The sequence below is a fragment of the Streptomyces sp. YS415 genome, from assembly GCF_023544665.1.
GTDB lineage: Bacteria > Actinomycetota > Actinomycetes > Streptomycetales > Streptomycetaceae > Streptomyces.
Map to the genome: position 1 here is coordinate 36,285 of NZ_JAMJFL010000021.1, position 24,085 is coordinate 60,369.

The window sequence follows — 24,085 nt, forward strand, 5'->3', positions numbered from 1 at the left end:
CCGCTGACGGCTCACCGGCGGGCCTCCACCAGCCGCGGCATGTCCCGGGCCGCCTCGACCAGGAACCACGAGGGCAGCACGGGGTTGCCGTCCGCGTCGGAGGCGATGACGGTCTGGGCGACCTCGACGGAGATCTCCGCGAGCTGCACGAGCAGCGACTTGGCGCGGTAGGCGGTCTGGCGGCCGCTCGCCGACATGTGCTCCTTGCCGGCGGGCAGTTCCTTGACCAGCCGGCCGCGGAAGGAGTCGGCGAGGTAGTAGAGCAGGTCGCGGTCCTCGGGGCGGTTCGGCCAGCGCGCCTCGCCCTTGATGATCGCCTCGATGCCGAACCGGCTGCGGACGATCTTGACGTAGCCGCAGAACGCGGTCGCGTGGGCGGGGGTCAGCGTGCCGTGCGCGAGGACCTTCAGGGTCTCCTCGTCCAGGTCCCGTCCGAAGGAGTGCAGCGCGTCGGAGAGCATGTGCCAGGACCGGGGCGTGGAGAACGGCTCCTCGGTCTTGGGCGGCCTGGACCACAGCTGGTCGGGCCGGTCGGTGAGGTGGTCCACCACCCAGGGGTGCACGCCGTTCTCCCCGGCCCAGACCAGCCAGTCCTTCGGGGAGGCCGCCAGATGCACATGGGTGAGCCGGTTGATCAGCGCGGAGGCGATCGGGCGGGCTAGCGCGTTGTCGGTGGCGCGGTTGCCGGCCCCGATGACGATCGACCCCGCGGGCAGCTCGTAGTTGCCGATCCGGCGGTCCAGGATCAGCGAGTAGAACGCCTTCTGCACATCCGGTCCGGCCGCGTTCAGCTCGTCCAGGAACAGGCAGTACGGCTCGTCGCGGGCGATCGCCTCGGGCGGGCAGAACACCGACCGCCCGTCCCTGATCTGCGGCACGCCGATCAGGTCCTCGGGCGCGAGCTGGGTGCCGAGCAGGCTGACGCACTCCAGCCCGAGCGATGCGGCGAAGTCCCGTACCAGGGAGGACTTCCCGATGCCGGGGGCGCCCCAGAGGAACACGGGCCGCACGGTGGCGAGGCCGAGGAGGAGTTCCGGGAGGCGGGCGGGGGTGACGGTGACGGCAGCCTGCAAAGCAGGGGCTCCTCAGGGGTGTTCGAGCGATGGGCTGCGAACAGTGTGTGCGTACGACCCTTTTGGCGCACCCGGTTTTCAGGCCGCCCGCTCCTCGGCGGGCCGCTCCAGGGGCACCTGCGGCCCGCCCGCCTCGTCCAGCCAGCGGCGCAGCACCCGGTGGACGCTCTCGGCGCCGACGAGCTCCGCCCCGTCCTCGGCGGGCGCGGACAGCACGAGGGGCGAGAGCAGGAAGGCCTTGCCCTGGGCGCCGCCGAGTCCGCCGTGCGAGCCGATCTGCTCCTCGAAGGCGAGGACTTCGCCGTCGGCGGGGTCGTACATGGAGTTGACCATGATGTCGGCGGTGTGCGGGAAGGAGTGGGTGCGCCGCACGGCGTCCGCGGCGCCGGGCCCGAAGGGGGCGAGCGGGCCGGGGTCGTGGTCGAGGCGGTCCAGCGGGATCTCCGTGCCGAACGGGCCGAGCACGACCCCGCCGTGCCGTTCGCTGCGCACCAGCAGGAAGCCGATGCCGGGGTGGTTGGCGAGCGTGGTCAGCAGTGCGGGGTGGCGGGCGTCGATCTCCTCCTTGGTCATCCGGTGGGGGACGTCCGGGAAGGAGATCAGGCCGAGGTTGCCGGAGGCCAGCACGATCGGCTCCGAGCGGCGGGCCGGGCGGTCCCGCTCGCCGCGCTCCTCCACGGGGATGCGCAGCGCGGCGCGCACAGCGGTGCGCGCCTCGGCCCCGCTGTGGGTGCGGCGGGCCCTGCGCGGCACGGGCAGCCCGCAGCCGGCCCGCACCAGGTCGCCGAGGGTGAGGCCGTAGCGGGTGCGGAAGGTCTCGCCGGGGCTCTGCCCGTGGTCCGACAGCACCACGATCCGGTACGGCCGGGGGGCGTGCTCGGCGACGTTCTCGATGAGTTCCAGCGACCGGTCGAGGTGTTCGAGGACCTTCTCGGCGTCCCGGCTCGCCGGTCCGGAGTGGTGGGCCACCTCGTCGTAGGCGACGAGGTCGGCGTAGACGGCGGTGCGCCCGGCGAGCATGTCGCCCATCACCGCGGCGACGACGACGTCCCGTTCGACGACGGTCGCGAAGGCCCGGACGAAGGGGTAGAGGCCGCCGCGGGAGACCCGGGGGCGGGTCTTGCGCAGCCGGGCCCGGGTGGACTGGCCGATCTCCCGGCCGACCTCCGCGACGAACGACAGGGCGGTGCGCACCGCGTTGGCAGGGTCGGAGAAGTAGGCGAAGTAGCCCGCACGGGAGCGGGTTTCGCGGCTGCGGCGCATCGTCGCGATGGACAGCACCAGGGCCTGCTCCTCGGCGCCGCCGCTGAACAGGTTGCCGCGGCTGGCGCCGTCGACGGTGAGCAGTCCGCCGTCGCCGCTGTGCCGCACGGCGCGGCGCTGGAGTTCGGCGGCGCTGGTCGGGCGGTTGCAGACCATCACCTCCCCGCTGTCCTTCTCGTACCAGCGGAAGGCCGGGACGTCGTGGTTGCTGCCGTGCATGATGCCGAGCTGGCTGGCGCCGGTCTGGCTGGACCAGTCGGTGCGCCAGGGGGTCAGCCGGTGGGTGGGGCGCTCCCCGCCGGTCCAGCGGGCCAGGGTCGGCATCAGCCCCTTGCGGACGGCGTCCCGCAGCACGTCGTGACCGACCCCGTCGAGCTGCAGGAAGACGGTGCCCGGAGTCGACGGACACGGCGGCCCGGTGCCGCGCCGGCGGTCGGCCAGCCGGTACAGCCGCCGGCGGTAGGCGTCGTCGTCCCGTACGGCGAGGGCGGCGCCGGTGGCGGAGGCGACCGCCGACATCACGGCGGCGACCACCACGGCGGTCTCCCAGGCGGCGCCGCCGCGGTCGGCGGGGTTCAGCCGCAGGGCGACCAGCAGGAGGGCGCCGTTGAGGAAGAAGACCAGCAGTCCGAGGACGAGCGCGGGCACCAGCAGCAGCAACCGCACCAGGAGCGGCCAGACCAGGGCCGACAGCACACCGAAGGCGCCGGCGCCGAACGCGGCGGTGACGGCGATCCGGGTCGAACTGTCGCCGTCGGGGGACTGGAGCTGGAAGTCCGGGAGGATCCCGGCGAGCACCAGCAGGGTGAGCGTCGAGACCGCCCACACCGTGACGCTGCGCCCGATCTGACTGGCGACCCGCCGCCAACGCCGCCCCAGCACGCCCCGCACACCTCACCGTTCCGACCCGACACCGGCGGGCCTGCCTCCACCTTGTCATATGGACGCGCGGGAGCAGGGGGCCGTTCCTACCGGCCGTCGTACCCCGCGGTCGGCAGCGACAGCCGACGGTGCACCTGGGCCTTCATCCGGGAGTCGTAGCGGGGCTCCTCGCAGCCCACGGTCTCCACCCGCACGCCGCGCCGCGCGCACTCCGCGGTGAACTCCTCGGCGGAGGACAGCGCGCTCTCCAGCACCCGGCGGCTCGGCACCACGAACAGGTCGACGCCGGGCCGCACCCCGTCCCACAGCGCCAGGTGGTCGGGCCGCAGCTTGCGGACCAGCAGCTCCCGGCTCACCGTGTACCCCTGCTCCGCGGCCCACCGCGCGCAGATGGCGTGCTGGGTGCGGGAGTCCACCAGAAAGGGGTCGGCGTCCAGTTCCTCCAGCGGCGTCAGACTCGCGATCGCCGTGACCCGCACCGGTCCCATGGGGTCCCCCTCACCTCCGCGTTTCAGGCGCCGACACTACTCCTGCCCGTAGGCTTCGGGGAGTCGCGCGAAGGGAGCAAAGAGGTGCCCGTGGAGATCACCTGGTGGGGTCACGCCACCTGCACGGTCGCCGACTCGGACGTACGCGTCCTGACCGACCCTTTGTTCGCACGCCGGCTCGCGCATCTGCGCCGGCGCCGGGGCGCGCTCCCGGCGCCCGACGCCTGGCGTGCGGATGTCGCGCTCGTCTCCCATCTGCACGCCGACCACCTGCATGTTCCTTCCCTGGCGCGGCTCGCCGAGGGCACGCGCCTGGTCGTGCCCCGCGGCGCACCACGGTCGGTGCCGGGGCTGCGCCGGCTCACGCATCTGCGGGTCACCGAGGTGGAGCCCGGGGATGTGACGCAGGTGGGCGCGGTGCGGGTGCGCGCCGTGCCCGCGCGCCACGACGGCCGCCGGCTGCCGGTCGGACGCCACCACTCCCCCGCTCTCGGTTTCGTCGTCGAGGGCGAGGCGCGCACCTACTTCGCCGGGGACACCGGCCTGTTCGACGAGATGGCCGCGGAGGTCGGGCCGGTGGACGCGGCGCTGCTGCCGGTGGGCGGCTGGGGCCCGTCTCTCGGCGAGGGCCATCTGGACGCCGGGCGCGCGGCGGAGGCACTGGCCCGGCTGGCGCCCCGCACTGCCGTGCCGGTGCACTACGGCACGTACTGGCCGATCGGGATGGACGCCGTACGCCCCCACGAGTTCCACGCGCCGGGCGACGAGTTCGTGCGCCTCGCCGCCGAGCGCGCGCCGGGCGTCGCCGTGCACCGGCTCGGGCACGGCGAGAGCATACGGCTGGGGGTGACCGCGTGACCTGGCTCGCCGCCGCGTCGACGGTGTCGGCCGAGTCCGCGCATCAGGCGATCGGCTATCCGACGCTGTTCGTCCTGGTGCTGGTCGGCGCGCTGGTGCCGGTCGTGCCGACGGGGGTGCTGGTGAGTACGGCCGCGGTGGTGGCGTTTCACCAGACGGCGCCCCTCGCGCTGGCTTTGGTGTTCGTCACGGCCTCCCTCGCCGCGTTCACGGGAGATGCCACGCTGTACTGGCTCGGGCGCCGGGGGATGAAGTCGAAGAACGGGTCGCGGTGGCTGGAGGCGATACGGTCGCGGGCGCCGGAGGAGCGTCTGGAGCAGGCGCAGACGAAGCTGGCCGAGCACGGGGTGGCGGTGCTGGTGCTGTCCCGGCTGGTGCCGGCGGGGCGGCTTCCGGTGATGCTCGCCTGTCTGCTCGCGAAGTGGCCGATGCGCAGGTTCGCCCGGGGCAACTTCCCGGCGTGCCTGGCATGGGCGCTGACGTATCAGCTGATCGGGATCCTCGGCGGGTCGCTGTTCCCGGAGCCCTGGGAGGGGGTCGTGGCGGCGGTGGCGCTGACGCTGGCCGTCGGTGCGGCGCCCAGTGTCTGGCGGCGGATCCGGGCCGCCGGGTGAGCGCACCCCCCTAATCAGTCCTCCAGCACCCGGGACGCCCCGACGGGCAGGTCCCACAGGTCCTCCCGGGACAGCCCCGCCGCCTCCCACGCCGCCCGCACCCTGGTGAGCGGCTCCAGGACGGGCTCCGCCGACAGGACGAACGTGCCCCAGTGCATGGGGGCCATCCTGCGCGCCCCCAGGTCCCGGACGGCCCGCACCGCTTCCTCCGGGTCGCAGTGGACGTCGCTGAGCCACCAGCGGGGGTCGTAGGCGCCGATCGGCATCAGGGCGAGGTCGATTCCGGGATGGCGGCGGCCGATGCGGGCGAACCAGTGGCCGTAGCCCGTGTCGCCCGCGAAGTACACGCGCCGGCCGTCGGGGGCGGTGAGGACCCAGCCGCCCCACAGACTGCGGCAGGTGTCGGTGAGGCTGCGCTTGGACCAGTGGTGGGCCGGGACGAAGTCGAAGCGCACGCCGTCCAGTTCGGCCGCCTCCCACCAGTCCAGCTCGGTGACGGCGGTGAAGCGGCGGCGGTGGAACCAGCGGGCGAGGCCGGCCGGCGCGAACACCGGGGTGTCGCGCGGGAGCCGGCGCAGGGTGGGGGCGTCCAGGTGGTCGTAGTGATTGTGGCTGATGACGACCGCGTCCACGCGCGGGAGGGCCGCCCAGTCGATGCCGACGGGGGTGATCCGGGCGGGGGTGCCGATGATGCGGCGGGACCAGACCGGGTCGGTGAGGACGGTGAGCCCGCCGATCATGACCACCCAACTGGCGTGTCCCGCCCAGGAGACGGCGACCGTGCGGGCGTCGACGCTCGGCAGCGGGCCGGGTTCGAAGGGCAGCAGCGGGACGTCGGCGAGGCCCTCGCGGCCGGGGCGGACGGCGCCCTCGCGGGCGAACCGGGCCATGGCCTTCAGACCGGGCAGGGGGGCGGTCAGCCGGTCGTGGAAGGTGCGCGGCCACACCCGGGGCTCGGCGAGCGGGCGGGGCTCGGCGAGCGGCGGAAGCGGTGCCGGGGAGGAGGCGGGGTGGCCGGCTGCCTCTTCCCGCACGGCTGCCGTTTCCCGCACGGCAGTCTTCTCCCGTTCGGTTGCCTTCTCCCGCTCGGCTCCCCTTCCCCGCTCGGCTTCTCTTTCCCGCTCGGCTTCTCTTTCCCGCGTGGTCTCGGACTGCTGCGTCATCGAGAGGGCTCCCCTCGCCGGGCGTCGTCGCGGAGATCGTCGAAGACCGATGTCACATGGGACAACGCACGTCGCACATGGGGCAGTTCCCAGGGCGCGGGCGAACCGAGGCAGGCCGCGCGTTCCTCGTCCGTGCCGCCCAGCAGGTCCCCGGTGGACAGCCGTACGCGCGGCGCCCCGAGGTCGTCGCCGAAACGGTGACCGCCCGGCGCGGGCAGGCCGAGCCGGGCGGTCAGGAAGTCCTCCAGGTCCTGGGCGTCCCCGACGCCCTGGGCGCTCAGCGCGGGACGCAGGGGGCCGAGGTCGACGTAGAGATGGCGGCCGGCCTGCGGGGGAAGGGCGAGGGCTCCCGCCTCGACGACGGCCGTGTGCAGGGCGGCGGCCAGGTGCGTGTGCAGGGCCACGGAGGCCGCCAGGCGGGCGAGGACCGGCTCGGGTTCGGTGAGCGCGTACGCGGCCGCGGCGGCGACCGGGCCGGCGACGCGGGCGCCGAGCGCGGTGAGCACGTCGAGCACGCGCGCGTGCAGATCCGCGCCGACCTCGCCCGCGGGGAACCGGGCGATCGCGGCCGGCCAGCCGGGCGGCAGCAGGGCTCCGGCCAGGTCGGTGACGACGGTGACCCGCTCCGGCAGCATCTCGGCGGGGCTGAGCAGCACGGAGTCGTAGGGGGCGTGCCGGGTGTCGCGCCAGGTCTCGTCGCTGACCAGGTGCAGACCCTCGGCCGCGGCGGCCTCGACGGTCTCGTGCAGCACCTCGGGCGGCGCCACGGTGGCGGTGGGGTCGTCGGCGACGGAGAGCACCAGCAGCCGGGGGTCGCCGCCCTCGGCGCGGACCCGGCGCACGGTCTCCAGGAGGGCGAACGGGTCGGGCACCCCGCCGCACTCGGCGGGGGTGGCGACATGGAAGACGGGGCGTCCCAGCAGGCGGGCGTACGGTCCCCACCAGGTGGCGCAGGGCCGGGGCACCAGGACGTCACCGCCGAGGGCGGCGGTCAGCGCGAGCAGCAGGGCGGGCGCGCCGGGGGCGGCGACCACCCGGTCGGGCACGGCGGACAGGCCGCGCCGGTCCCAGTGGCCGCAGGCGGCGTCGAGCAGGGCGCCGCCGCCTCCGACGGGTTCGCTCTCGGGGCGGGCGGCGGCAGCGGCGAGCCGGGCGGACAGCTCGGGCAGCACGGGCAGCCCGTCCCCGGGCAGCGGGGGCCCGTACCGGACGGGGCCGTGGCTCTCGGGAATCCTCCGCGCCACCCTGACTCCCTCCTGGTACGTACACGGTACGAGATCAGCTGTCGGCACCTCTTCCCGTGCGGCGCAGCCGGTACACGGCACCGCCCAGTGCTCCCGCGATCAGCACCCCGCCGGTCACCAGGGCGGGGACGGAGTCGGTGAACGTGCCCCCCTCGCCGGCCCGCACACCGCGCTGGACCACGGCGGGCGGACAGGTCTCGTGGTGTTCCCCGGTCGCGCACGGGCGGGGGCTGACGACCGCCGGCGGGCAGGACGGGGTATGCGGCTCGGTGGCGCACGGCCGCGGGGCGGTGGGACCGCCCTTGGCGACGGTGAAGGTCGCGCTCCACTGCTTGCCCTGGCCGCCGGGGGCGGCGGGGCAGGTTCCCTCGACGGTCCAGGCGGTGTCGGGCCCCAGGGGTTCGACGCCGCCCTCGAGCTCCGCTGCGGAGGCGATCAGGGCGGTGCCGCGGTAGGAGGGCCCGGCGGCGGCCCCGTCGTCACCGGCGACCTTGTGCAGGGCGACGGTCTCCTCCTCGAAGGCCAGCGAGGTGGCGTCGAGGGTGGCGGGCGCTGGCCCGCCGGTGGGGTCGCAGGTGACCGAGACGGTGAGGGTCCCGCCGGGATGCGTGCTGCCCGGGCTGACCTCCGCGGCCGGTTCCGCGAAGGCCGAGGAGGCGGCGAAGCCCAGGAGGACACCCCCCAGGGCAAGGGCGGACAGGACACGGACGGTGCGGCGCATGGTGCGGGCTCCTCGGGCGGACGGCTGCGGGACACGCAGACACGTGTTCCGCAGCCATCACAGCCCGCCCGGGGCCCGGCCGCGCGCGGCGGACACCATTAGCGGGACGCGGGGCGGCCGTCCGGGTGAAAACCCCGAAGGAAGTGCTTCATCCGCCGAAGGACCGCGGAGGTTCCCGCCCGAGGGAAGTGCTTCACCCGCCGAAAGACCGCGGAGGTTCCCGCCCGAGGGATGTGCTTCACCCGCCGAAGGACCGCGGGGGTTCCCGCCGGAAGATCTAGGCCGGGTCCCGGAGGATCTGCTCCCGCATCCGTCCGCAGCACCGGCTGATCAGCCGGGACACGTGCATCTGCGAGATCCCCAGTTCCTCGGCGATCCGGCTCTGCGTCATGTCCCCGAAGAACCGCATGTACAGGATCGCCCGCTCCCGCTCCGGCAGTGCGGCCAGCCGCGGCTTCACGGCCTCCCGGTCCACCACCGTGTCCAGGGCGGGATCCGCGGACCCGAGCGCGTCGCTCAGCGAGTACCCGTCCTCACTGCCGGGCAGCTCCGCGTCCAGCGACAGCGCCGTGAAGCTCTCCAGTGCCTCGAGACCGGCCCGGACGTCGTCCTCGGTCATGTCCGCGTGTTCCGCGATCTCCGCCACCGAGGGGTTGCGCCCGGAGACGGTCTGCAGGTCCTGCACGGCGAAGCGCACCCGATTGCGCAGGTCCTGCACCCGGCGCGGCACGTGCAGCGTCCACATGTGGTCCCGGAAGTGCCGCTTGATCTCGCCGGTGATGGTGGGCACGGCGTAGCTCTCGAACGCGTTGCCGCGCTCGGGGTCGTACCGGTCGACCGCCTTGACCAGACCGAGGGCCGCGACCTGGCGGAGGTCCTCGTAGCTCTCGCCACGGCTGCGGAAGCGGCCCGCGAGCCGGTCCGCCATCGGCAGCCAGGCCTCGACGATCCGCCCGCGGAGCGCGTCGCGCTCCGGACCCGCCGGCAAGCTGCTCAGCTTGCGGAACGCCTCCGCGGTGTCGGGGGCGTCGTCGTGCGGGTGGTGCTTCGCGCTCACTCGTGTGGGCATATGCGTCGCAACTCCCTCGTCTGTGCTGTGGGTTGGACGGTCAGCGTGGGAGCGCACAGCAGAACCGGACGGTACGCAGCCGTGTCGACGATCCGCCGCTCCCACGGACGTGCCTCCTGTCCGAAGCACTGAGGGTGCGCCTGCCCCTGCCCCTGTCCCCCAAACACCGGCTCAGGTTTTCGGCGGACGCCCCGGGGTGACTCGTACAGCTGCTGCCCATCCATCCCGTCCGGGAGGTCCCCGTATGAGCACCAAGGTCTCCGACCACGTCCTGCAGCGGCTGCGCGAGTGGGGGGTCGAGCATGTCTTCGGCTATCCCGGTGACGGCATCAACGGCCTGCTCGCGGCCTGGGGGCGGGCGGAGAACCAGCCACGCTTCATCCAGTCCCGGCACGAGGAGATGTCGGCGCTGCAGGCCGTCGGCTACGCGAAGTTCAGCGGCCGTCTCGGCGTGTGCGTGGCGACCTCGGGCCCGGGCGCGATCCACGTCCTGAACGGCCTGTACGACGCCAAGCTGGACCATGTCCCGGTGCTGGCCATCGTCGGTCAGACGCATCGCACGGCGATGGGCGGCTCGTACCAGCAGGAAGTCGATCTGCACACCCTGTTCAAGGACGTGGCCTCGGACTTCGTGGAGACGGTGACGGTCCCCGAGCAGCTGCCGAACGTGCTGGACCGGGCGATCCGCACCGCCTACGCCCGGCGCTGCCCGACGGCGGTCATCATCCCCGGTGACGTCCAGGAGCTGGACTACTCGCCGCCCACGCACGACTTCAAGATGGTGCCCTCCAGCCTGGACCGCAGCTCCTGGACTGCGATCCCTTCCCAGGAGTCGCTCGAACGGGCCGCCGAGATCCTCAACACCGGCGACAAGGTGGCGATCCTGGTCGGCCAGGGCGCCGCCGGGGCGCGGGCCGAGGTGGAGCGGATGGCCGAGGTGCTCGGCGCGGGGGTCGCCAAGGCGCTGCTCGGCAAGGACGTGCTGAGCGATGAACTCCCGTACGTCACGGGCTCCATCGGCCTGCTGGGGACCCGGCCGTCGTACGAGCTGATGCGGGACTGCGACACGCTGCTGACCATCGGGTCCTCCTTCCCGTACTCCCAGTACCTGCCGGACTTCGGCGAGGCGCGGGGCGTGCAGATCGACCTCGAGCCGCACATGGTCGGGATGCGGTATCCGTACGAGGTGAATCTCGTCGGCGACGCCCGGGCCACCCTGGAGCGCCTGATCCCGATGATCGATCCGGCACGCGGGCGCGAGTGGTTCGACACCGTGTGCGACAACGTGACGCACTGGCGGGACGTGCTGGAGCGGCGGGCGAAGGTGTCGGCGGACCCGATCAACCCGGAATACGTCGCCCATGTCCTGGACCCGCTGCTGCCGGCCGACGCCATCGTCACCTCCGACTCGGGCTCGATGGCGAACTGGTACGCCCGGCATCTGACGATGCGGCCCGGCATGCGCGGCTCGCTGTCCGGCACGCTCGCCACGATGGGCAGTGCGGTGCCGTACGCCATCGGCGCGAAGTTCGCGCATCCGGACCGGCCCGCGATCGCGCTGGTCGGGGACGGGGCGATGCAGATGAACGGGATGGCGGAGCTGATCACGGCGGCGAAGTACCGCGATCAGTGGGAGGACCCGCGGCTGGTGATCGGCATCTGGAACAACCAGGACCTCAACCAGGTCACCTGGGAGATGCGGGCCATGGGGGGCGCCCCGTCCTTCCTGCCCTCGCAGGCGCTCCCGGACGTGCAGTACGCCTCCTTCGCCCGTTCGCTGGGCCTGACCGGGATCCGGGTGGAGAAGCCGGAGGACGTGGAGGCCGCCTGGCGGGCCGGTCTGGAGGCGGACGGTCCGGCCGTGATCGAGTTCCTCACCGACCCCGCGGTCCCGCCGATCCCGCCGCACGCCACCTGGGACGAGATGGAGGCCACGGCCGCATCGATCCTCAAGGGCGACGCGGACCGCGGCTCCATGGTCAAGCAGGGGTTCAAGGCAAAGATGCAGGAGTTCCTGCCGGGACGGGCGAAGAAGTAGCCTCGCCCGGCTCCCGGGAGAGCAGGAGCTCCTCGTAGCGGCCCAGCGCCAGCACGACACCGAGCATGAGCAGCGGAATGATCACTGCGAACACCACCATGGCCTGTCCTTCCCCGGAGAAGAAGCGCGGGGGGCGCAGGCCGGGTCTCCCGCCGTGCACCGGGCAAACCCGGCCGGTCCGTGTCGGCCGTGGGTCTTCGGGTACGCGGTGCGGACCCGAAGATCTGGAGGGACTCATGCAGCGAGGCAGCGCCCGGCTGAACGTTCACCGTGACGACGAGATGAAGCACGAGCTCCAGGGCCTGCTCAGGTCCGGTCATCCGACCCGGGTCGAGGAGTGGCACGACCCCGAGCCGAGCGCCGACGACGACCCGCAGGTGGCGGGTGGCCCGGTGGCACCCGGCGGGGGTACGGCCTCACTGGCGGCGGTGCGCCAGGAGCTGGCCCGGTACCTCAGTCGCAGCCTGTTCCCGGCGAGCCCGCGCGAGCTGGCCGGCACCCTGCGCCGCGCCTACGCGCCCGATGCCCTGGTGGAGCCGGTGGAGCGGCTGCCCCGCTCGGAGCGCTACACCACCGTCCAGGAGCTCGCCGAAGCCCTCACCCGACGCTAGCCGGAGAGGAACGAGATGGCCGATTTCGTCAGGGACGTGATGACCGCGGGAGTGGTCGCGGTCCGCCCGGACGCCTCGCTGGTCGAGGCGGCGCAGCTGATGCGCGCCCAGGACATCGGTGATGTGCTGGTGGCCGACGGCCAGCGGGTCGTCGGCATGCTCACCGACCGTGACATCACGGTCCGGGCGGTCGCCGAGGGCGTGGACCCTCTGACGGCGAGCGTCCGGTCGGTGTGCACGCCGGATCCGCTGGTGGTCGCCCCGCAGGACCCGGTGACGGCCGCGGTCGCCCTGATGCGGCAGCACGCCGTGCGCCGGCTGCCGGTCGTCGAGGACGGCCTGCCGGTCGGCATGGTGAGCCTCGGCGACCTGGCCGAGGCCCAGGACCCGGACTCGGCGCTGGCCCACATCAGCCGCGCCGCGCCGGACGAGTGAGGGCGCGGTCCCTGCTGAACGAGGGCCGGGACGCCGGGCGTCCGGCGGCTGGTGCCGCACGGGCGTCCGCTGTCCCGGCCCGGGTACTGCCGCGGTGCCGGCTGCGGCGCGACGCACGAGAACGAAAGGAAGCTGAACCACCATGCGCATCGCATTTCTCACCGCACCCGAGGGCGTGGAGCAGGTCGAACTGACCGACCCCTGGCAGGCGGCGGTGGACGCGGGCCACGAACCGGTGCTCGTGTCGACGAAGCCGGGGAAGATCCAGGCGTTCAACCACCTCGACAAGGCGGACACCTTCCCGGTGCAGGAGGTCGTCGGGGAGACCACGGCCGACTCCTTCGGGGGACTCGTCCTGCCCGGCGGCGTCGCCAACCCGGACTTCCTGCGGATGGACGAGCAGGCCGTCGCCTTCGTCGCCGCCTTCTTCGAGCAGGGCCGGCCGGTCGCCGCGATCTGTCACGCGCCGTGGACGCTGGTCGAGGCGGACGTCGTGCGGGGCCGGGTGCTCACCTCGTGGCCGAGCCTGCGCACCGACATCCGCAACGCCGGCGGCACCTGGGTCGACGAGCAGGTGAAGGTGTGCGACCACGGCCCCAACAAGCTGGTCACCAGCCGCAAGCCCGACGACCTGAAGGCGTTCTGCGAGACCTTCCTGGACGTGTTCGCCAAGGAGGCCGTCTGATGGGGGACCCCAAGCAGGAGCAGCGCGACCGGTTCCGGGCGGACGACCCGAAGAGCGGGCCGCTCACCACCGACCAGGGCGTGACGGTCGACCACACCGACGACTCACTGGCCGCCGGTGAGCGCGGGCCGACCCTGATGGAGGACTTCCACTTCCGGGAGAAGCTGACCCGCTTCGACCACGAGCGGATCCCGGAGCGGGTGGTGCACGCGCGGGGCGCGGGCGCGTACGGCTACTTCGAACCGTACGAGTCCTGCGCGGAGTTCACGCGTGCCGCCTTCCTCCAGGACCCCTCCGTGCGGACGCCCGTGTTCGTGCGGTTCTCCACCGTGCAGGGGCCGAAGGGGTCGGCGGACACCGTGCGGGACGTGCGCGGCTTCGCGACCAAGTTCTATACCTCCGAGGGCAATTACGACCTCGTCGGGAACAACTTCCCGGTGTTCTTCATCCAGGACGGCATCAAGTTCCCGGACTTCGTGCACGCGGTGAAGCCCGAGCCGCACAACGACATCCCCACCGGGGCGTCCGCCCACGACACCCTGTGGGACTTCGTGTCGCTGCAGCCGGAGACGCTGCACGCGATCATGTGGCTGATGTCGGACCGGGCGATCCCGCGCAGCTACCGCATGATGCAGGGCTTCGGCGTGCACACCTTCCGGTTCGTGAACGCCGAGGGCCGCGGCACGTTCGTGAAGTTCCACTGGAAGCCGCGGCTCGGTGTGCACTCGCTGGTGTGGGACGAGGCCCAGGAGTGCCAGGGCCGCGACCCGGACTTCAACCGGCGGGACCTGTGGGACGCGATCGAGGCGGGCGAGCACCCGGAGTGGGAGCTGGGGGTCCAGCTGGTGCCGGAGGAGGACGAGTTCGCCTTCGACTTCGACCTGCTGGACGCCACCAAGCTCATCCCCGAGGAGCAGGTGCCGGTGCGGCCGATCGGCCGGATGGTCCTGGACCGCAACCCGGAGAACTTCTTCGCCGAGACGGAACAGGTCGCCTTCCACACCGCCAACGTGGTCCCCGGCATCGACTTCACCAACGACCCGCTGCTGCAGGCCCGCAACTTCTCCTACCTGGACACCCAGCTGATCCGGCTGGGCGGGCCGAACTTCGCGCAGCTGCCGGTGAACCGGCCGGTGGTGCCCGTGCGCACCAACCAGCGCGACGGCTACGGCCAGAGCGCGATCCACCGGGGCACCAACTACTTCCCCAACTCCCTGGGGGGCGGCTGCCCCGCGCACGCGGGCGTCGACAGCGGTGCCTTCACGCACTACGCCGAGCGCGTGGACGGCGCGAAGATCCGCCGGCGCAGCCCGAGCTTCAAGGACCACTACAGCCAGCCCGCGCTGTTCTGGCACAGCATGACGGACTGGGAGCGGCAGCACATCGTCGAGGCCTTCCGCTTCGAGCTGGGCAAGGTGGACACGATGGCCGTCCGCACCCGGACCGTGGAGGAACTGGCCAAGGTGAACGGCGAGCTGGCGTCCCAGGTGGCCCGCGGCATCGGTGTGCCCGAGCCGTCCGGGGCCGCGGAGGGCACCCCCAAGGCGCTCTCCCCCGCGCTGAGCCTGCAGTCACTGCGGGGCGACGGCTCGGTCCGCACCCGGCGGATCGCGGCCCTGGTCGCCGACGGCGTCGACGGCGAACAGCTGGCGTCGGTGCGCGAGAGCCTGACCGCCGAGGGCGCGGTCGTCGAGGCGCTCGCGGCCACCGACGGGACCGTCGCGGGCGCGGACGGCGACCGGGTCCCCGTGGACCGGGCGCTGCCGACCATGGCGTCGGTGCTGTACGACGCGGTGCTGCTGCCCGGGGGCCCGGGGGGCACCCCGCCCGGCGCCGCCGATCCGGACGTCCTGCGCTTCGTGCGGGACGCCTACCGGCACGGCAAGCCGATCGGCGCGCTCGGCTCGGGCGTGGGGATCCTGTCGTCGCTGGAGCCGGAGAGCCTCGACGTCTCCACCGAGTTCCACCGGGTGGTCGAGGATCAGGGCGTGGTGACGGACACCTCGCCGGGCACGGCGAGCGAGGAGTTCTGCCGGGCCTTCACGGCGGCGGTGGCGGCCCACCGGCACTGGGACCGGCCGCCGCTGCGCCGCTGAGCGGGCGCGGGCCGGTCAGGTGCCCGGGGTCGCGGCTTCGCCCGAGCCGCGGTCCCGGGCACCTTCGCGGGTGCGGCCGGCGGCGACCGGGCGGCGCGGGTTGCGGCGGAGGTACTCGCCCTCCAGCTGGGCCATGCGTTCGTTGTGGGCCCGCAGCGCGTCGTTCGAGCCGTACAGCAGGGTGTCGTGGCGCGTGCGGTGGATGGTCTCCAGCTCCTTCATGAGCTGCTGGTCGTCCAGCCGTTCGGGGTCGACTCCGGTCATGGTGTGCCCCACTCGTCTCGTCCGTGTCCTGGTCCGCGGTCCGGGTACCCGCAGGCGCGGGTTTCGCCCCTTGCGTCCACTCTACGAACATCCGGTGCCCCGGGCCTGCGGGAAGGCGGGCGTCAGCGCGCCCGCTCCACCCGCCGTTCGTCCCATACCGGCTCCGTCGTCTCCCGGACCCGGCCGTCGGTGCCGAAGACCAGATAGCGGTCGAACGCCCGCGCGAACCAGCGGTCGTGTGTCACCGCGAGAACCGTGCCCTCGAAGGCTTCGAGGCCTTCCTGGAGGGCTTCCGCCGACTCCAGGTCGAGGTTGTCGGTCGGCTCGTCCAGCAGGAGGGCGGTGACCCCCTCCAGCTCCAGCAGGAGGATCTGGAAGCGGGCCTGCTGGCCGCCGGAGAGCCGGTCGAAGGTCTGCTCGGCCTGCTGGGTCAGCTCGTAGCGGCGCAGCCGGGACATCGCCGCACCCCGGTCCTGGGCGTGTTCCTGCCAGAGGATGTCCAGCAGGGTGCGGCCCGCCAGCTCCGGATGGGCGTGCGTCTGGGCGAAGTGCCCGGGCACGACCCGCGCCCCCAGCTTCCAGGTGCCGGTGTGCGCCACCTCCTCCCCGGCGAGCAGCCGCAGGAAGTGCGACTTCCCGGAGCCGTTGGAGCCCAGCACGGCGACCCGCTCGCCGTAGAAGACCTCCAGGTCGAACGGCTTCATCAGGCCGGTGAGCTCCAGACCCTCGCAGGTGACCGCGCGGATGCCGGTCCGGCCGCCCTTCAGGCGCATCCGGATGTCCTGCTCGCGCGGCGGCTCCGGCGGCGGGCCCGCCTCCTCGAACTTGCGCAGCCGGGTCTGCGCCGCGGCATAGCGGGACGCCATCTCATGGCTGACCGCGGCTGCCTGACGGAGGGTCAGCACCAGCTTCTTCAGCTGCGCGTGCTTCTCGTCCCAGCGGCGGCGCAGCTCCTCGAAGCGGGCGAAGCGTTCGCGCCGGGCCTCGTGGTAGGTGGCGAAGCCGCCGCCGTGCACCCAGGCGTCCGCGCCGGCCGGCGAGGGCTCGACCGAGACGATCTTCTCGGCGGCCCGGGCCAGCAGTTCACGGTCGTGGGAGACGAAGAGGACCGTCTTGCGGGTCTCCTTCAGCCGCTCCTCCAGCCAGCGCTTGCCGGGCACGTCGAGGTAGTTGTCCGGCTCGTCGAGCAGCAGCACCTCGTCGGTGCCGCGCAGCAGCGCCTCCAGCACCAGCCGCTTCTGCTCACCGCCGGAGAGCGTGCGCACCTGCCGGAACTGCGCCTTGTCGTACGGCACGCCCAGCGCGGCCGTGGTGCACATGTCCCACAGGGTCTCCGCCTCGTACCCGCGCACCTCGGCCCAGTCGGAGAGGGCCTGCGCGTACCCGAGCTGGGCGGCCTCGTCGTCGACCGTCATGATCGCGTGCTCGGCCTCGTCGACGGCCCGCGCCGCTTCCCGGATGCGGGGCGGCGCGACCGACACGAGCAGGTCCCGTACGGTCGTCTCGTCCCGCACCGACCCCACGAACTGGCGCATCACCCCGAGGCCGCCGCTGACCGTGACGGAGCCGCCGTGCGGCTTCAGCTCGCCGGAGATCAGCCGCAGCAGGGTCGTCTTGCCCGCGCCGTTCGGGCCGACCAGGGCCATCACGGACCCTTCGCCCACCCGGAAGGACACATCGCCCAGCAGTGCCCTCCCGTCGGGGAGGGAGTACTCCAGGTGCGCGGCTTCCAGATGTCCCATGAGGTGGCATTCTGCGGGTCCGCCACCGCCTGCGGCAAACCGTTATCCGGCGTCGTCCAGCGGCTCCCCCGCCGGACCGCCCGCGCCCGCCGGTGCCACACTCGCGCCCGCCCACGACAGCGCCTTGAAACCGTCGGACGGCGAGCCCTCCAGGATCACCACACCGGTGTTGGCCAGCCGGTGCCCGGCGGCGAAGGCGAGGTCCACGTTGCCCGCGCGGGCCGCCGTCCAGGTGCGGATGGCCGCGCCGTGGCTGATCATCGCGACCGTGCCGGCGCCGCTGCGCGCGGCCTCCTCGACCACGGCGTCGTAGCGGGCCAGGAACTCGGTGCCGCTCTCCCCGCCGGGCATCCGCAGCTCGGTGTCACCGGCCGCCCAGGAGAAGGCCGTACGCATGTACAGCTCGCCCTGTTCCGTGTTGCCGGGCAGCATCTCCAGGTCGCCGGCGGCGATCTCCCGGATGCCGTCGCGGACGGTCACCTCCAGTCCGCGGGCGGCGGCCAGCGGGGCGGCGGTGAGCTGGGTGCGCACCAGGGTGGAGGCGTACAGGGCCTCGATGTCCTCGTCGGCGAGCGCCTCGGGCAGGGCTCCGGCCTGGGCCTCGCCGAGTGCGGTCAGACCGGGTCCCGGGACGGCGGTGTCCAGCAGGTAGTCGACGTTCGTGGGGGTCTGGCCGTGGCGGACGAGGATCAGTCGCATCAAGGGCCCTCCGGGGACGGGACCGGACAAGAAACAGCCACTTCAGGGTACCCGTGACCATATGAGTCCCGATGTCGACCTCACCTTGCCGAAGCCGGGCCGCCACGCGCTGCGCGACCGGCTCCTCGCCCTCGACTCCCAGCTCTTCGAATTCGCCGCCGGGCAGCACTGGCCGGGCGCCGAGCGGGTGCTGCCCCGGCTGAGCCGGAGCGCCAACCACGGCGTGCTCTGGTTCGCCACCGGCGCCCTGATCGCGGCGTCCCGCACGCCGCGGGCCCGCCGGGCCGCCGTCCGCGGTCTCGCCTCGCTGAGCCTGGCGTCCCTGGCGATCAACACGCTCGGCAAGCGCTCGGTGCGCCGGCCCCGGCCGGTGCTGGACCCCGTGCCGCGGGCCCGGCAGCTGAAGCGGCAGCCGATCACCACCTCGTTCCCCTCCGGCCACGCCGCGTCGGCGGCGGCCTTCGCGACCGGGGTGGCCCTGGAGTCACCGGCCTGGGGCGCCGCGGTGGGCCCCGTCGCCTGGTCGGTGGCGCTGTCCCGGGTCTACACCGGGGTCCACTTCCCGAGCGACGTGCTCGCGGGCGCGCTGCTCGGCGCGGGCGCCGCGTATGCCGTACGGGGTCTGGTGCCGACCCGCGCCCAGCTCCGCCCGCCCGCCCGGCCGCGGGCCAAGGTGCCGGCGCTGACCGAGGGCGAGGGCCTGGTCCTGGTGGCGAACACCGCCTCGGGCACCGCCGACCGGGTGCGCACCCTGCAGGACGTCCTGCCCGGCGCCGAGGTCGTGGAGTGCGAACCCGGCGAGGTGCGGGCGGAGTTGGAGAAGGCGGCGGCCCGGGCCCGGGTGCTCGGGGTGTGCGGCGGCGACGGCACGGTGAACACCGCCGCCGAGGTCGCCCTGCGGCACGGACTGCCGCTCGCGGTCCTGCCCGGCGGCACCCTCAACCACTTCGCCTACGACCTGGGCGTGGAGGACGTGCGCCATCTGACCCACGCCCTGGTGAACGGACAGGCCGTGCGGGTGGACCTGGGCCAGTTCCGCTGCGGCACGCGGCGGGGCGTGTTCCTCAACACGTGCAGCCTGGGCGTCTATCCGGAGCTGGTGCGCGAGCGGGACCGCTGGTCGCCCCGGATCGGCGGCTGGCCGGCCGGAGTGCTGGCGGCGCTGCGGGTCCTGCGGACCGACGGGCATCCGCTGGAGGCGCAGGTCGGCAGCAGTGCCCGGCCGCTGTGGCTGCTGTTCGCCGGGAACGGCACCTACCACCGGATGGGCCTGGCTCCCGGCCGCCGGGTCGACCTCGCCGACGGCGTCCTGGACGTGCGGGTCGTGCACGGCGGCCGCCGCCCCGCGGTCCGGCTGCTGGCGGCCGCCATCGCGGGGCCGCTGACCCGCTCCCCCGCCCACGCGGCGGTCCAGGTCGGCCGGCTGCGCCTGTCCGGCGTCGCCCCGGGCTCGCTCCTCGCCTACGACGGTGAAGTCACGGAGGTTCAGGGCGAGGTGATCCTGGAGAAGCTGCCGGAGGCGCTGACCGTGTACCGGCCGCTGCCCGGCGACTGACCCCCCGTCAGTCCACCATTCAAAACGCGGGTCTCATCATTCGACATGCGGGCGTACCGTGACGCCATCATCACGAAACGAGGGGACCGCATGTCGAAGCCGCGTGAGACCGCCGTGTACACCCATGGGCACCATGAGTCGGTGCTGCGCTCGCACACCTGGCGCACCGCCGCCAACTCCGCCGGTTATCTGCTGGGTTCGCTCCGGCCGGACATGCGGATCCTGGACATCGGCTGCGGGCCCGGCACCATCACCGCCGATCTCGCGGCACTGGTGCCGCAGGGCCATGTCACCGGGGTGGACCGGGCACCGGGCGTGCTGGAGCAGGCGCGGGCCACCGCCGCCGAACGGGGCCTGGGCAACGTCGGCTTCGCGGTCGCCGACGTGCACGCTCTGGACTATCCCGACGACACCTTCTGCGTGGTCCACGCCCACCAGGTGCTCCAGCACGTCGGCGACCCGGTGCGGGCGCTGCGGGAGATGGCCCGGGTGACCAGGCCTGGCGGGTACATCGCGGTCCGCGACTCGGACTACGCGGCGATGACCTGGTACCCGGCGTCCCCGGGGATGGACGACTGGCTGGACCTGTACCGACGGGTGGCCCGCGCCAACGGCGGGGAGCCGGACGCCGGGCGGCGGCTGAAGGCCTGGGCGCTCGCGGCGGGGCTGGAGGACATCACGGCCACCTCGGCCACCTGGACCTTCGCGTCCCCCGAGGAGCGGGCCTGGTGGAGCGGGCTGTGGGCCGACCGCACGCTGGCCTCGGCCTACGCGGACCGGGCCCTGGAGGGCGGCCATGCCACCGAGGAGCGGCTGCGGGCGGTGTCCGCGGCCTGGCGGGCGTGGGGCGAGCAGGCGGACGGCTGGTTCAGCGTGCTGCACGGCGAGATCCTGTGCCGCAAGGACGGCTGAGACGCAGGCTGCGGCCGCCGCCTTCCCAAGGCGGACAGGCGCCGGCAGACGCCGGGATCACTCCCGCGGCAGCAGCGGCCCGAGCGGCCCGAGGTCCAGATTCAGGTCCTCGGGCCGCAGCCCGTAGCGCTCGCGCAGCTCGGTCATGCGCTCGTCGAGCAGCATCAGCGTCAGCCCGATCCGCTCCTCCTGCTCCTCGCTGAGGTTGCCCTCGTCGCAGCGGCGCAGCGCCTGCCGCTCCATGAGCTGACGGAGCAGTTCCACCACGGTGAGCACCAGCTTGATGAGGTCGCGTTCCACCGTGTCGGGGTCGAGTTCGAGCCGGTTGCGGGCACTCACGTCAGCTCTCCGAAGGGCGAGGGGACATTGGCGTTCACCGAGCTGATCAGCGCGTTGAGGTCGATGCGCACGAGGTCGACGTCCGCGATGCGCAGCGTGATGTCGCCCGTGATGACGACCCCGCCGGCCAGCAGCCGGTCGAGGAGGTCCACCAGGGCGACCTCACGGCGTTCTATGACGGTCACCTGCCCCCGCCCCTCTTTTCCTCTCCCGTTGCCTCTCCCGGCTCCTCGCCGGTGAAGGAGTAGGCCGCCCAGGGTCCGGTGAGTTCCACCCGCATCCCCTCGGCCTCGTCCTTCGTACGGTCCACCATCTCCACGAATTCCTCGGAGTTGCCGCGCGTCACCAGGTAGGCCGCGTTGAGCACGTTCTGCCCGGTGGCACCGGACAGCGCCGAGTTCTGCGGGTTGTGCAGCCGGGAGTCCTCCGCGAAGGAGGAGAGCGTCGCGTGCAGGCGGCCCGCGAACTCCGACGCCTCCTGCCAGGTGTGCTCGTGGCTGCGCACGCTCCGGCGTCGCTGCCGGAGGTAGTCCCGGCCCGAGGCGGGCTTCGCCGCGGGCTCCCGGGTGTCCTCGGCCGGCGGTTCGACGTAGACCTTGACGCCCCACTCCACCCGGCCCGTCAGCCGGTCCAGGGTGCGCTCGAAGTAGTCCTCGCGGGACTCCATCATCGTGCGCAGCGCGCTGTCGTCCCGGAAGACGGTGGCGAGCCGCAGCGGGAGCGGGGTGGTGACGGCGGTGAGCGCGTCGATGACGCCCTGGTGGGCCCTGGCCGTCTCGGTGAGCCAGTCCAGGTCCTCCAGATGGGCGCGCAGCGGCTCCTCGGCGAAGTCCGCCTCCGGCACCACGCTGTACACGGCGATCAGGCCGTGGTGGGTGAGCTGGCGCGGCGGTTGCCCGCCGACACCGGTGAGCTGGGCCTGGAGGGCCGACCCGAAGGGCCGGCAGATGGCGTACACGTAGCGCAGCCCGGACATCAGGCCTCCTCCTGCGAGCGGCTGGGCTCCAGCTGGGCCAGCCGCTCACGCAACTCGGCGTTCTCCCGGGCCAGTTCGTCGCGCCGGGCGCGCGAGGACAGCGCCGGGTCGTCCTCCCACCAGTCGATGCCCATCTCCCGCGCCTTGTCGACGGAGGCGACGATCAGACGCAGTTTGATGGTGAGCAGTTCGATGTCGAGGAGGTTGATCCGGATGTCACCCGCGATGACCACGCCCTTGTCGAGGACGCGCTCCAGGATGTCGGCGAGATTGGAGCCGCCACCCTGGCCGTAGGGATCCGGGAGCCGACTGGGCATCGTCATCGGCGGTCCCCGCTGCCGGCGTGGGCCTCCTCCGGCTCGTCCTCGTACTCTTCCTCGTCCGCCTCAGCCGCTTCGTCCTCGGGGACGTCGTCCTCGGCCGCCTCGTCCTCGGCCGCTTCCTCGTCCTCGTAGGCGTCCTCGGCCTCGTCCGGCTCGTCCTCCGGCTCGTCCTGGACCTCGTCCGTCGCCTCGTCGTCCGCCTCGTCCTCCTCATAGGCGTCCTGCGACTCGTCCTGGTCCTGGTCCTGCTCCTGCTCTTGCTCCTGCTCCTCCTCGGCGATCGCGTCGTCGTGACTGACGACGACCTCACCCTCCTGGATTTCGCCGCGCCAGCCGTCCTCGACCTCGTCCTTGAACGAGACGAAGCGGGCGTAGTGCTTGAGGTCCAGCCGCGCCCGGCGGCCCTGGGCGCGCCAGATGTTGCCGGTCTTCTCGAACAGCCCCTTGGGGTAGTACTCGATCACCAGCAGCACACGCGTGAGGTTCTCGGCGAGCTGGTGGAAGGTCACGACACCCTTCGTGGTGCCCTTGGCACCCTCCGAGTTCCAGACGATCCGCTGGTCCGGCACCTGCTCGGCCGTCTTCGCCTTCCAGCTCCGGCTGGACCAGAAGATCTTCATCTTCCAGTCGGACGTCGTGTCGTCGGAGCGGTCAGCGCTCTGCACACCCTTGGCGAAGGAACCGAACTCCTGGTACTTGGTCCACTGGTCGTAGGCCTTGCGCAGCGGGACGCCGACATCGATGTACTCCATGATGACGGTGGGCTTCTTGCCCGCCGCGCCCTTGCCCTTGCCCTTGCCGCCGCCGAGGTTGCGCAGCTTGTCTTTGATGCTGTCCTTGGCGCGGGAGGCGCCCAGCTCGAGCGCGCTGCGCATCGGGCCCTTGCCCTCGGCCAGCTTGCGGCCACCGTCGAGGGCGAGCTTGGCGAAGCCCGGGCTGTTGCCCTCGGCTATGTCGTTCAGCTTTCCGGTGGTCTCACCGAGCTTCTGTCCGGCGCCGACCAGCAGGCGCTGGGCCTGCGCGGCGAGGTACTCCTGGATCTCCGCCTTCAGCCGTTCACCGGCTTCGCTGTGGGCCAGGGAGCTCACGGGTCCGGGGTTCTCGCTCATCGCCCCTCACCGCCCTTCGAGCGGGTGCTGCGTGCAGGTGTCGCCTTCTTGGTGACGGTCTTGCGAGCCGTCTTCTTGCCGGCGGAGGCGGTCTTGGAGGCCGACGCCTTCTTCGCGGGGGCTGCCGTCTTCGCCGCCTTCTTGGCCGGGGCGGTCTTCTTCGCCGCCGCCTTCTTCGCCGGAGGCGCCTTCTGGCTCGGCGCGCGCTGCTCCGGCTCGTCCTCCTCGTCGGCGTCGTGCTCGTCGGCCTCGGCGTCGGCGTCGTGCTCGTCGGCCTCGGCGTCGGCATCGTGCTCGTCGGCGTCGCCGTCGTCGTAGCCCTCGGCGTCGTCGTCCTCTTCCTCGTACTCCTCGGAGTCATCGGGGCCGAGGTCCGGCACCACGCCGGAGAGCTGGTCGCGCACCTGCGCGGTCCGGCCGTGCAGCCGGTCGGCGAACGCGTCGAGCTGCCGCTCGACCATCGCCCCGCTGGCGGCCTTCCCGACGCCGCGCAGGTCCTCGCGCAGCTGATCCCCGATCTCCTTGAACTGCGGGTTGTTCTGCAGCTGCTGGGAGGCCAGCTCCGCGAGCATCTTCGGGTTCAGGTGCATGCGTTTGCCGGCGACGAGCGTGCCGACGGCGAACGCCAGCTTCAGCTTCTTCGTGCGTCCGAGGAGATACCCCGCCCCTACGGCGAGGCCCAGTCCTGCTCTGTTCATGGTGTGTTCTCCAGCCTGTCGAGTAGTTCGTCCTCTCGGCGGTCGAACTCCTCCTCGTCGATCTCTCCGGCCTCGAGCTGCTCTTCGAGGCGGGCGAGCTCGCCCCGGATCGTGGCCGGGTCGTAGTAGATGCGCTCCGCCTCCCGGAGCACCTGGCCCATCACCCACGCACTGCCGCGCACCGGTGCGAACGGCAGCAGCAGAACCTCTCCGAGCAGCCCCATGGCG

The 24,085-nt window shown here is 72.8% G+C and carries 26 protein-coding genes; 9 read left to right on the plus strand and 17 right to left on the minus strand.

Going from position 1 to position 24,085, the window contains the following annotated elements; genetic code table 11:
- Positions 1–11 precede the first annotated feature (11 nt).
- The 3 genes from M8H82_RS24685 to M8H82_RS24695 form a co-directional block, all read right to left on the minus strand.
- Positions 12–1,073, minus strand: a complete 1,062-nt coding sequence (locus M8H82_RS24685) for an ATP-binding protein (protein ID WP_250077198.1) — start codon at positions 1,071–1,073, stop codon at positions 12–14.
- A gap of 78 nt (positions 1,074–1,151) precedes the next feature.
- On the minus strand, positions 1,152–3,218 hold the full coding sequence (locus tag M8H82_RS24690) for a phage holin family protein (protein ID WP_374211695.1): 2,067 nt from the start codon (positions 3,216–3,218) through the stop codon (positions 1,152–1,154).
- An 86-nt stretch (positions 3,219–3,304) separates the two neighbouring features.
- On the minus strand, positions 3,305–3,706 hold the full coding sequence (locus M8H82_RS24695) for a hypothetical protein (protein ID WP_250077200.1): 402 nt from the start codon (positions 3,704–3,706) through the stop codon (positions 3,305–3,307).
- Positions 3,707–3,790: 84 nt separating this feature from the next.
- Here M8H82_RS24695 and M8H82_RS24700 point away from each other — a divergent pair, with 84 nt between their 5' ends.
- Both M8H82_RS24700 and M8H82_RS24705 read left to right on the plus strand, forming a co-directional pair.
- Complete coding sequence (locus tag M8H82_RS24700) at positions 3,791–4,564, plus strand: MBL fold metallo-hydrolase (RefSeq protein ID WP_250077201.1); 774 nt, start codon at positions 3,791–3,793, stop codon at positions 4,562–4,564.
- Positions 4,561–5,178, plus strand: a complete 618-nt coding sequence (locus M8H82_RS24705) for a VTT domain-containing protein (RefSeq protein WP_250077202.1) — start codon at positions 4,561–4,563, stop codon at positions 5,176–5,178. Before M8H82_RS24700 ends, M8H82_RS24705 begins: the two co-directional genes overlap by 4 nt.
- A gap of 14 nt (positions 5,179–5,192) precedes the next feature.
- On the opposite strand, the gene M8H82_RS24710 is transcribed toward M8H82_RS24705, so the two are convergent.
- The 4 genes from M8H82_RS24710 to M8H82_RS24725 form a co-directional block, all read right to left on the minus strand.
- Positions 5,193–6,341 (minus strand): MBL fold metallo-hydrolase, encoded by a 1,149-nt coding sequence (locus M8H82_RS24710; protein ID WP_250077203.1) that lies wholly within the window; start codon positions 6,339–6,341, stop codon positions 5,193–5,195.
- Positions 6,338–7,585, minus strand: a complete 1,248-nt coding sequence (locus M8H82_RS24715) for an aminotransferase class I/II-fold pyridoxal phosphate-dependent enzyme (protein ID WP_250077204.1) — start codon at positions 7,583–7,585, stop codon at positions 6,338–6,340. Before M8H82_RS24715 ends, M8H82_RS24710 begins: the two co-directional genes overlap by 4 nt.
- Before the next feature lie 34 nt (positions 7,586–7,619).
- On the minus strand, positions 7,620–8,306 hold the full coding sequence (locus M8H82_RS24720) for a hypothetical protein (RefSeq protein WP_250077205.1): 687 nt from the start codon (positions 8,304–8,306) through the stop codon (positions 7,620–7,622).
- A 277-nt stretch (positions 8,307–8,583) separates the two neighbouring features.
- Positions 8,584–9,375 (minus strand): RNA polymerase sigma factor SigF, encoded by a 792-nt coding sequence (locus tag M8H82_RS24725; RefSeq protein WP_250077206.1) that lies wholly within the window; start codon positions 9,373–9,375, stop codon positions 8,584–8,586.
- 244 nt (positions 9,376–9,619) lie between these two features.
- On the opposite strand from M8H82_RS24725, the gene M8H82_RS24730 reads away from it, so the two are divergent.
- The 5 genes from M8H82_RS24730 (at position 9,620) to M8H82_RS24750 (ending at position 15,240) form a co-directional block, all read left to right on the plus strand.
- Positions 9,620–11,413, plus strand: coding sequence for a thiamine pyrophosphate-requiring protein (locus M8H82_RS24730; protein WP_250077207.1), 1,794 nt, complete (start codon positions 9,620–9,622; stop codon positions 11,411–11,413).
- Positions 11,414–11,649: 236 nt separating this feature from the next.
- Positions 11,650–12,024, plus strand: coding sequence for a DUF2795 domain-containing protein (locus M8H82_RS24735; protein WP_250077208.1), 375 nt, complete (start codon positions 11,650–11,652; stop codon positions 12,022–12,024).
- Positions 12,025–12,039: 15 nt separating this feature from the next.
- Positions 12,040–12,459 (plus strand): CBS domain-containing protein, encoded by a 420-nt coding sequence (locus M8H82_RS24740; protein ID WP_250077209.1) that lies wholly within the window; start codon positions 12,040–12,042, stop codon positions 12,457–12,459.
- A gap of 142 nt (positions 12,460–12,601) precedes the next feature.
- On the plus strand, positions 12,602–13,144 hold the full coding sequence (locus M8H82_RS24745) for a type 1 glutamine amidotransferase domain-containing protein (RefSeq protein WP_250077210.1): 543 nt from the start codon (positions 12,602–12,604) through the stop codon (positions 13,142–13,144).
- Positions 13,144–15,240 carry a catalase gene (locus M8H82_RS24750; protein WP_250077211.1) on the plus strand — a complete coding sequence of 699 codons (2,097 nt, stop codon included), beginning with the start codon at positions 13,144–13,146 and terminating at the stop codon, positions 15,238–15,240. The genes M8H82_RS24745 and M8H82_RS24750 overlap by 1 nt, the downstream gene beginning before the upstream one ends.
- Positions 15,241–15,255: 15 nt before the next feature.
- Here the strand turns inward: M8H82_RS24750 and M8H82_RS24755 are convergent, their stop codons facing one another.
- The 3 genes from M8H82_RS24755 to M8H82_RS24765 all read right to left on the minus strand — a co-directional run bounded on the left by M8H82_RS24755 (position 15,256) and on the right by M8H82_RS24765 (position 17,945).
- Positions 15,256–15,504, minus strand: a complete 249-nt coding sequence (locus M8H82_RS24755) for a DUF6158 family protein (protein ID WP_250077212.1) — start codon at positions 15,502–15,504, stop codon at positions 15,256–15,258.
- Between the two features lie 122 nt (positions 15,505–15,626).
- Positions 15,627–17,246: an ABC-F family ATP-binding cassette domain-containing protein gene (locus M8H82_RS24760; RefSeq protein ID WP_250077213.1), complete on the minus strand. Its 1,620-nt coding sequence runs from the start codon at positions 17,244–17,246 to the stop codon at positions 15,627–15,629.
- 42 nt (positions 17,247–17,288) lie between these two features.
- Positions 17,289–17,945, minus strand: a complete 657-nt coding sequence (locus M8H82_RS24765) for a histidine phosphatase family protein (RefSeq protein ID WP_250077214.1) — start codon at positions 17,943–17,945, stop codon at positions 17,289–17,291.
- Positions 17,946–18,006: 61 nt separating this feature from the next.
- Between M8H82_RS24765 and M8H82_RS24770 the strand changes: the two genes are divergently transcribed.
- Both M8H82_RS24770 and M8H82_RS24775 read left to right on the plus strand, forming a co-directional pair.
- Positions 18,007–19,500 carry a bifunctional phosphatase PAP2/diacylglycerol kinase family protein gene (locus M8H82_RS24770; protein WP_250077215.1) on the plus strand — a complete coding sequence of 498 codons (1,494 nt, stop codon included), beginning with the start codon at positions 18,007–18,009 and terminating at the stop codon, positions 19,498–19,500.
- A 90-nt stretch (positions 19,501–19,590) separates the two neighbouring features.
- A complete protein-coding gene (locus M8H82_RS24775; protein ID WP_250077216.1) occupies positions 19,591–20,412 on the plus strand; it encodes a class I SAM-dependent methyltransferase in 822 nt (273 codons plus the stop codon).
- Positions 20,413–20,469: 57 nt separating this feature from the next.
- Here the strand turns inward: M8H82_RS24775 and M8H82_RS24780 are convergent, their stop codons facing one another.
- From M8H82_RS24780 to M8H82_RS24810, 7 genes are read right to left on the minus strand one after another with little or no spacing between them, the layout of a single operon-like run.
- Entirely contained in the window at positions 20,470–20,751 is a 282-nt protein-coding gene (locus M8H82_RS24780; protein ID WP_250077217.1) for a gas vesicle protein K, read from the minus strand.
- On the minus strand, positions 20,748–20,936 hold the full coding sequence (locus M8H82_RS24785) for a gas vesicle protein (protein WP_250077218.1): 189 nt from the start codon (positions 20,934–20,936) through the stop codon (positions 20,748–20,750). Before M8H82_RS24785 ends, M8H82_RS24780 begins: the two co-directional genes overlap by 4 nt.
- Complete coding sequence (locus M8H82_RS24790) at positions 20,933–21,727, minus strand: GvpL/GvpF family gas vesicle protein (RefSeq protein ID WP_250077219.1); 795 nt, start codon at positions 21,725–21,727, stop codon at positions 20,933–20,935. The genes M8H82_RS24785 and M8H82_RS24790 overlap by 4 nt, the downstream gene beginning before the upstream one ends.
- Positions 21,727–22,050 (minus strand): gas vesicle protein, encoded by a 324-nt coding sequence (locus M8H82_RS24795; protein ID WP_250077220.1) that lies wholly within the window; start codon positions 22,048–22,050, stop codon positions 21,727–21,729. Before M8H82_RS24795 ends, M8H82_RS24790 begins: the two co-directional genes overlap by 1 nt.
- Positions 22,047–23,159 carry an SRPBCC family protein gene (locus tag M8H82_RS24800; protein ID WP_250077221.1) on the minus strand — a complete coding sequence of 371 codons (1,113 nt, stop codon included), beginning with the start codon at positions 23,157–23,159 and terminating at the stop codon, positions 22,047–22,049. Before M8H82_RS24800 ends, M8H82_RS24795 begins: the two co-directional genes overlap by 4 nt.
- Positions 23,156–23,857: a DNA primase gene (locus M8H82_RS24805; RefSeq protein WP_250077222.1), complete on the minus strand. Its 702-nt coding sequence runs from the start codon at positions 23,855–23,857 to the stop codon at positions 23,156–23,158. Before M8H82_RS24805 ends, M8H82_RS24800 begins: the two co-directional genes overlap by 4 nt.
- On the minus strand, positions 23,854–24,081 hold the full coding sequence (locus M8H82_RS24810) for a gas vesicle protein GvpG (protein ID WP_250077223.1): 228 nt from the start codon (positions 24,079–24,081) through the stop codon (positions 23,854–23,856). Before M8H82_RS24810 ends, M8H82_RS24805 begins: the two co-directional genes overlap by 4 nt.
- Positions 24,082–24,085: the final 4 nt, after the last annotated feature.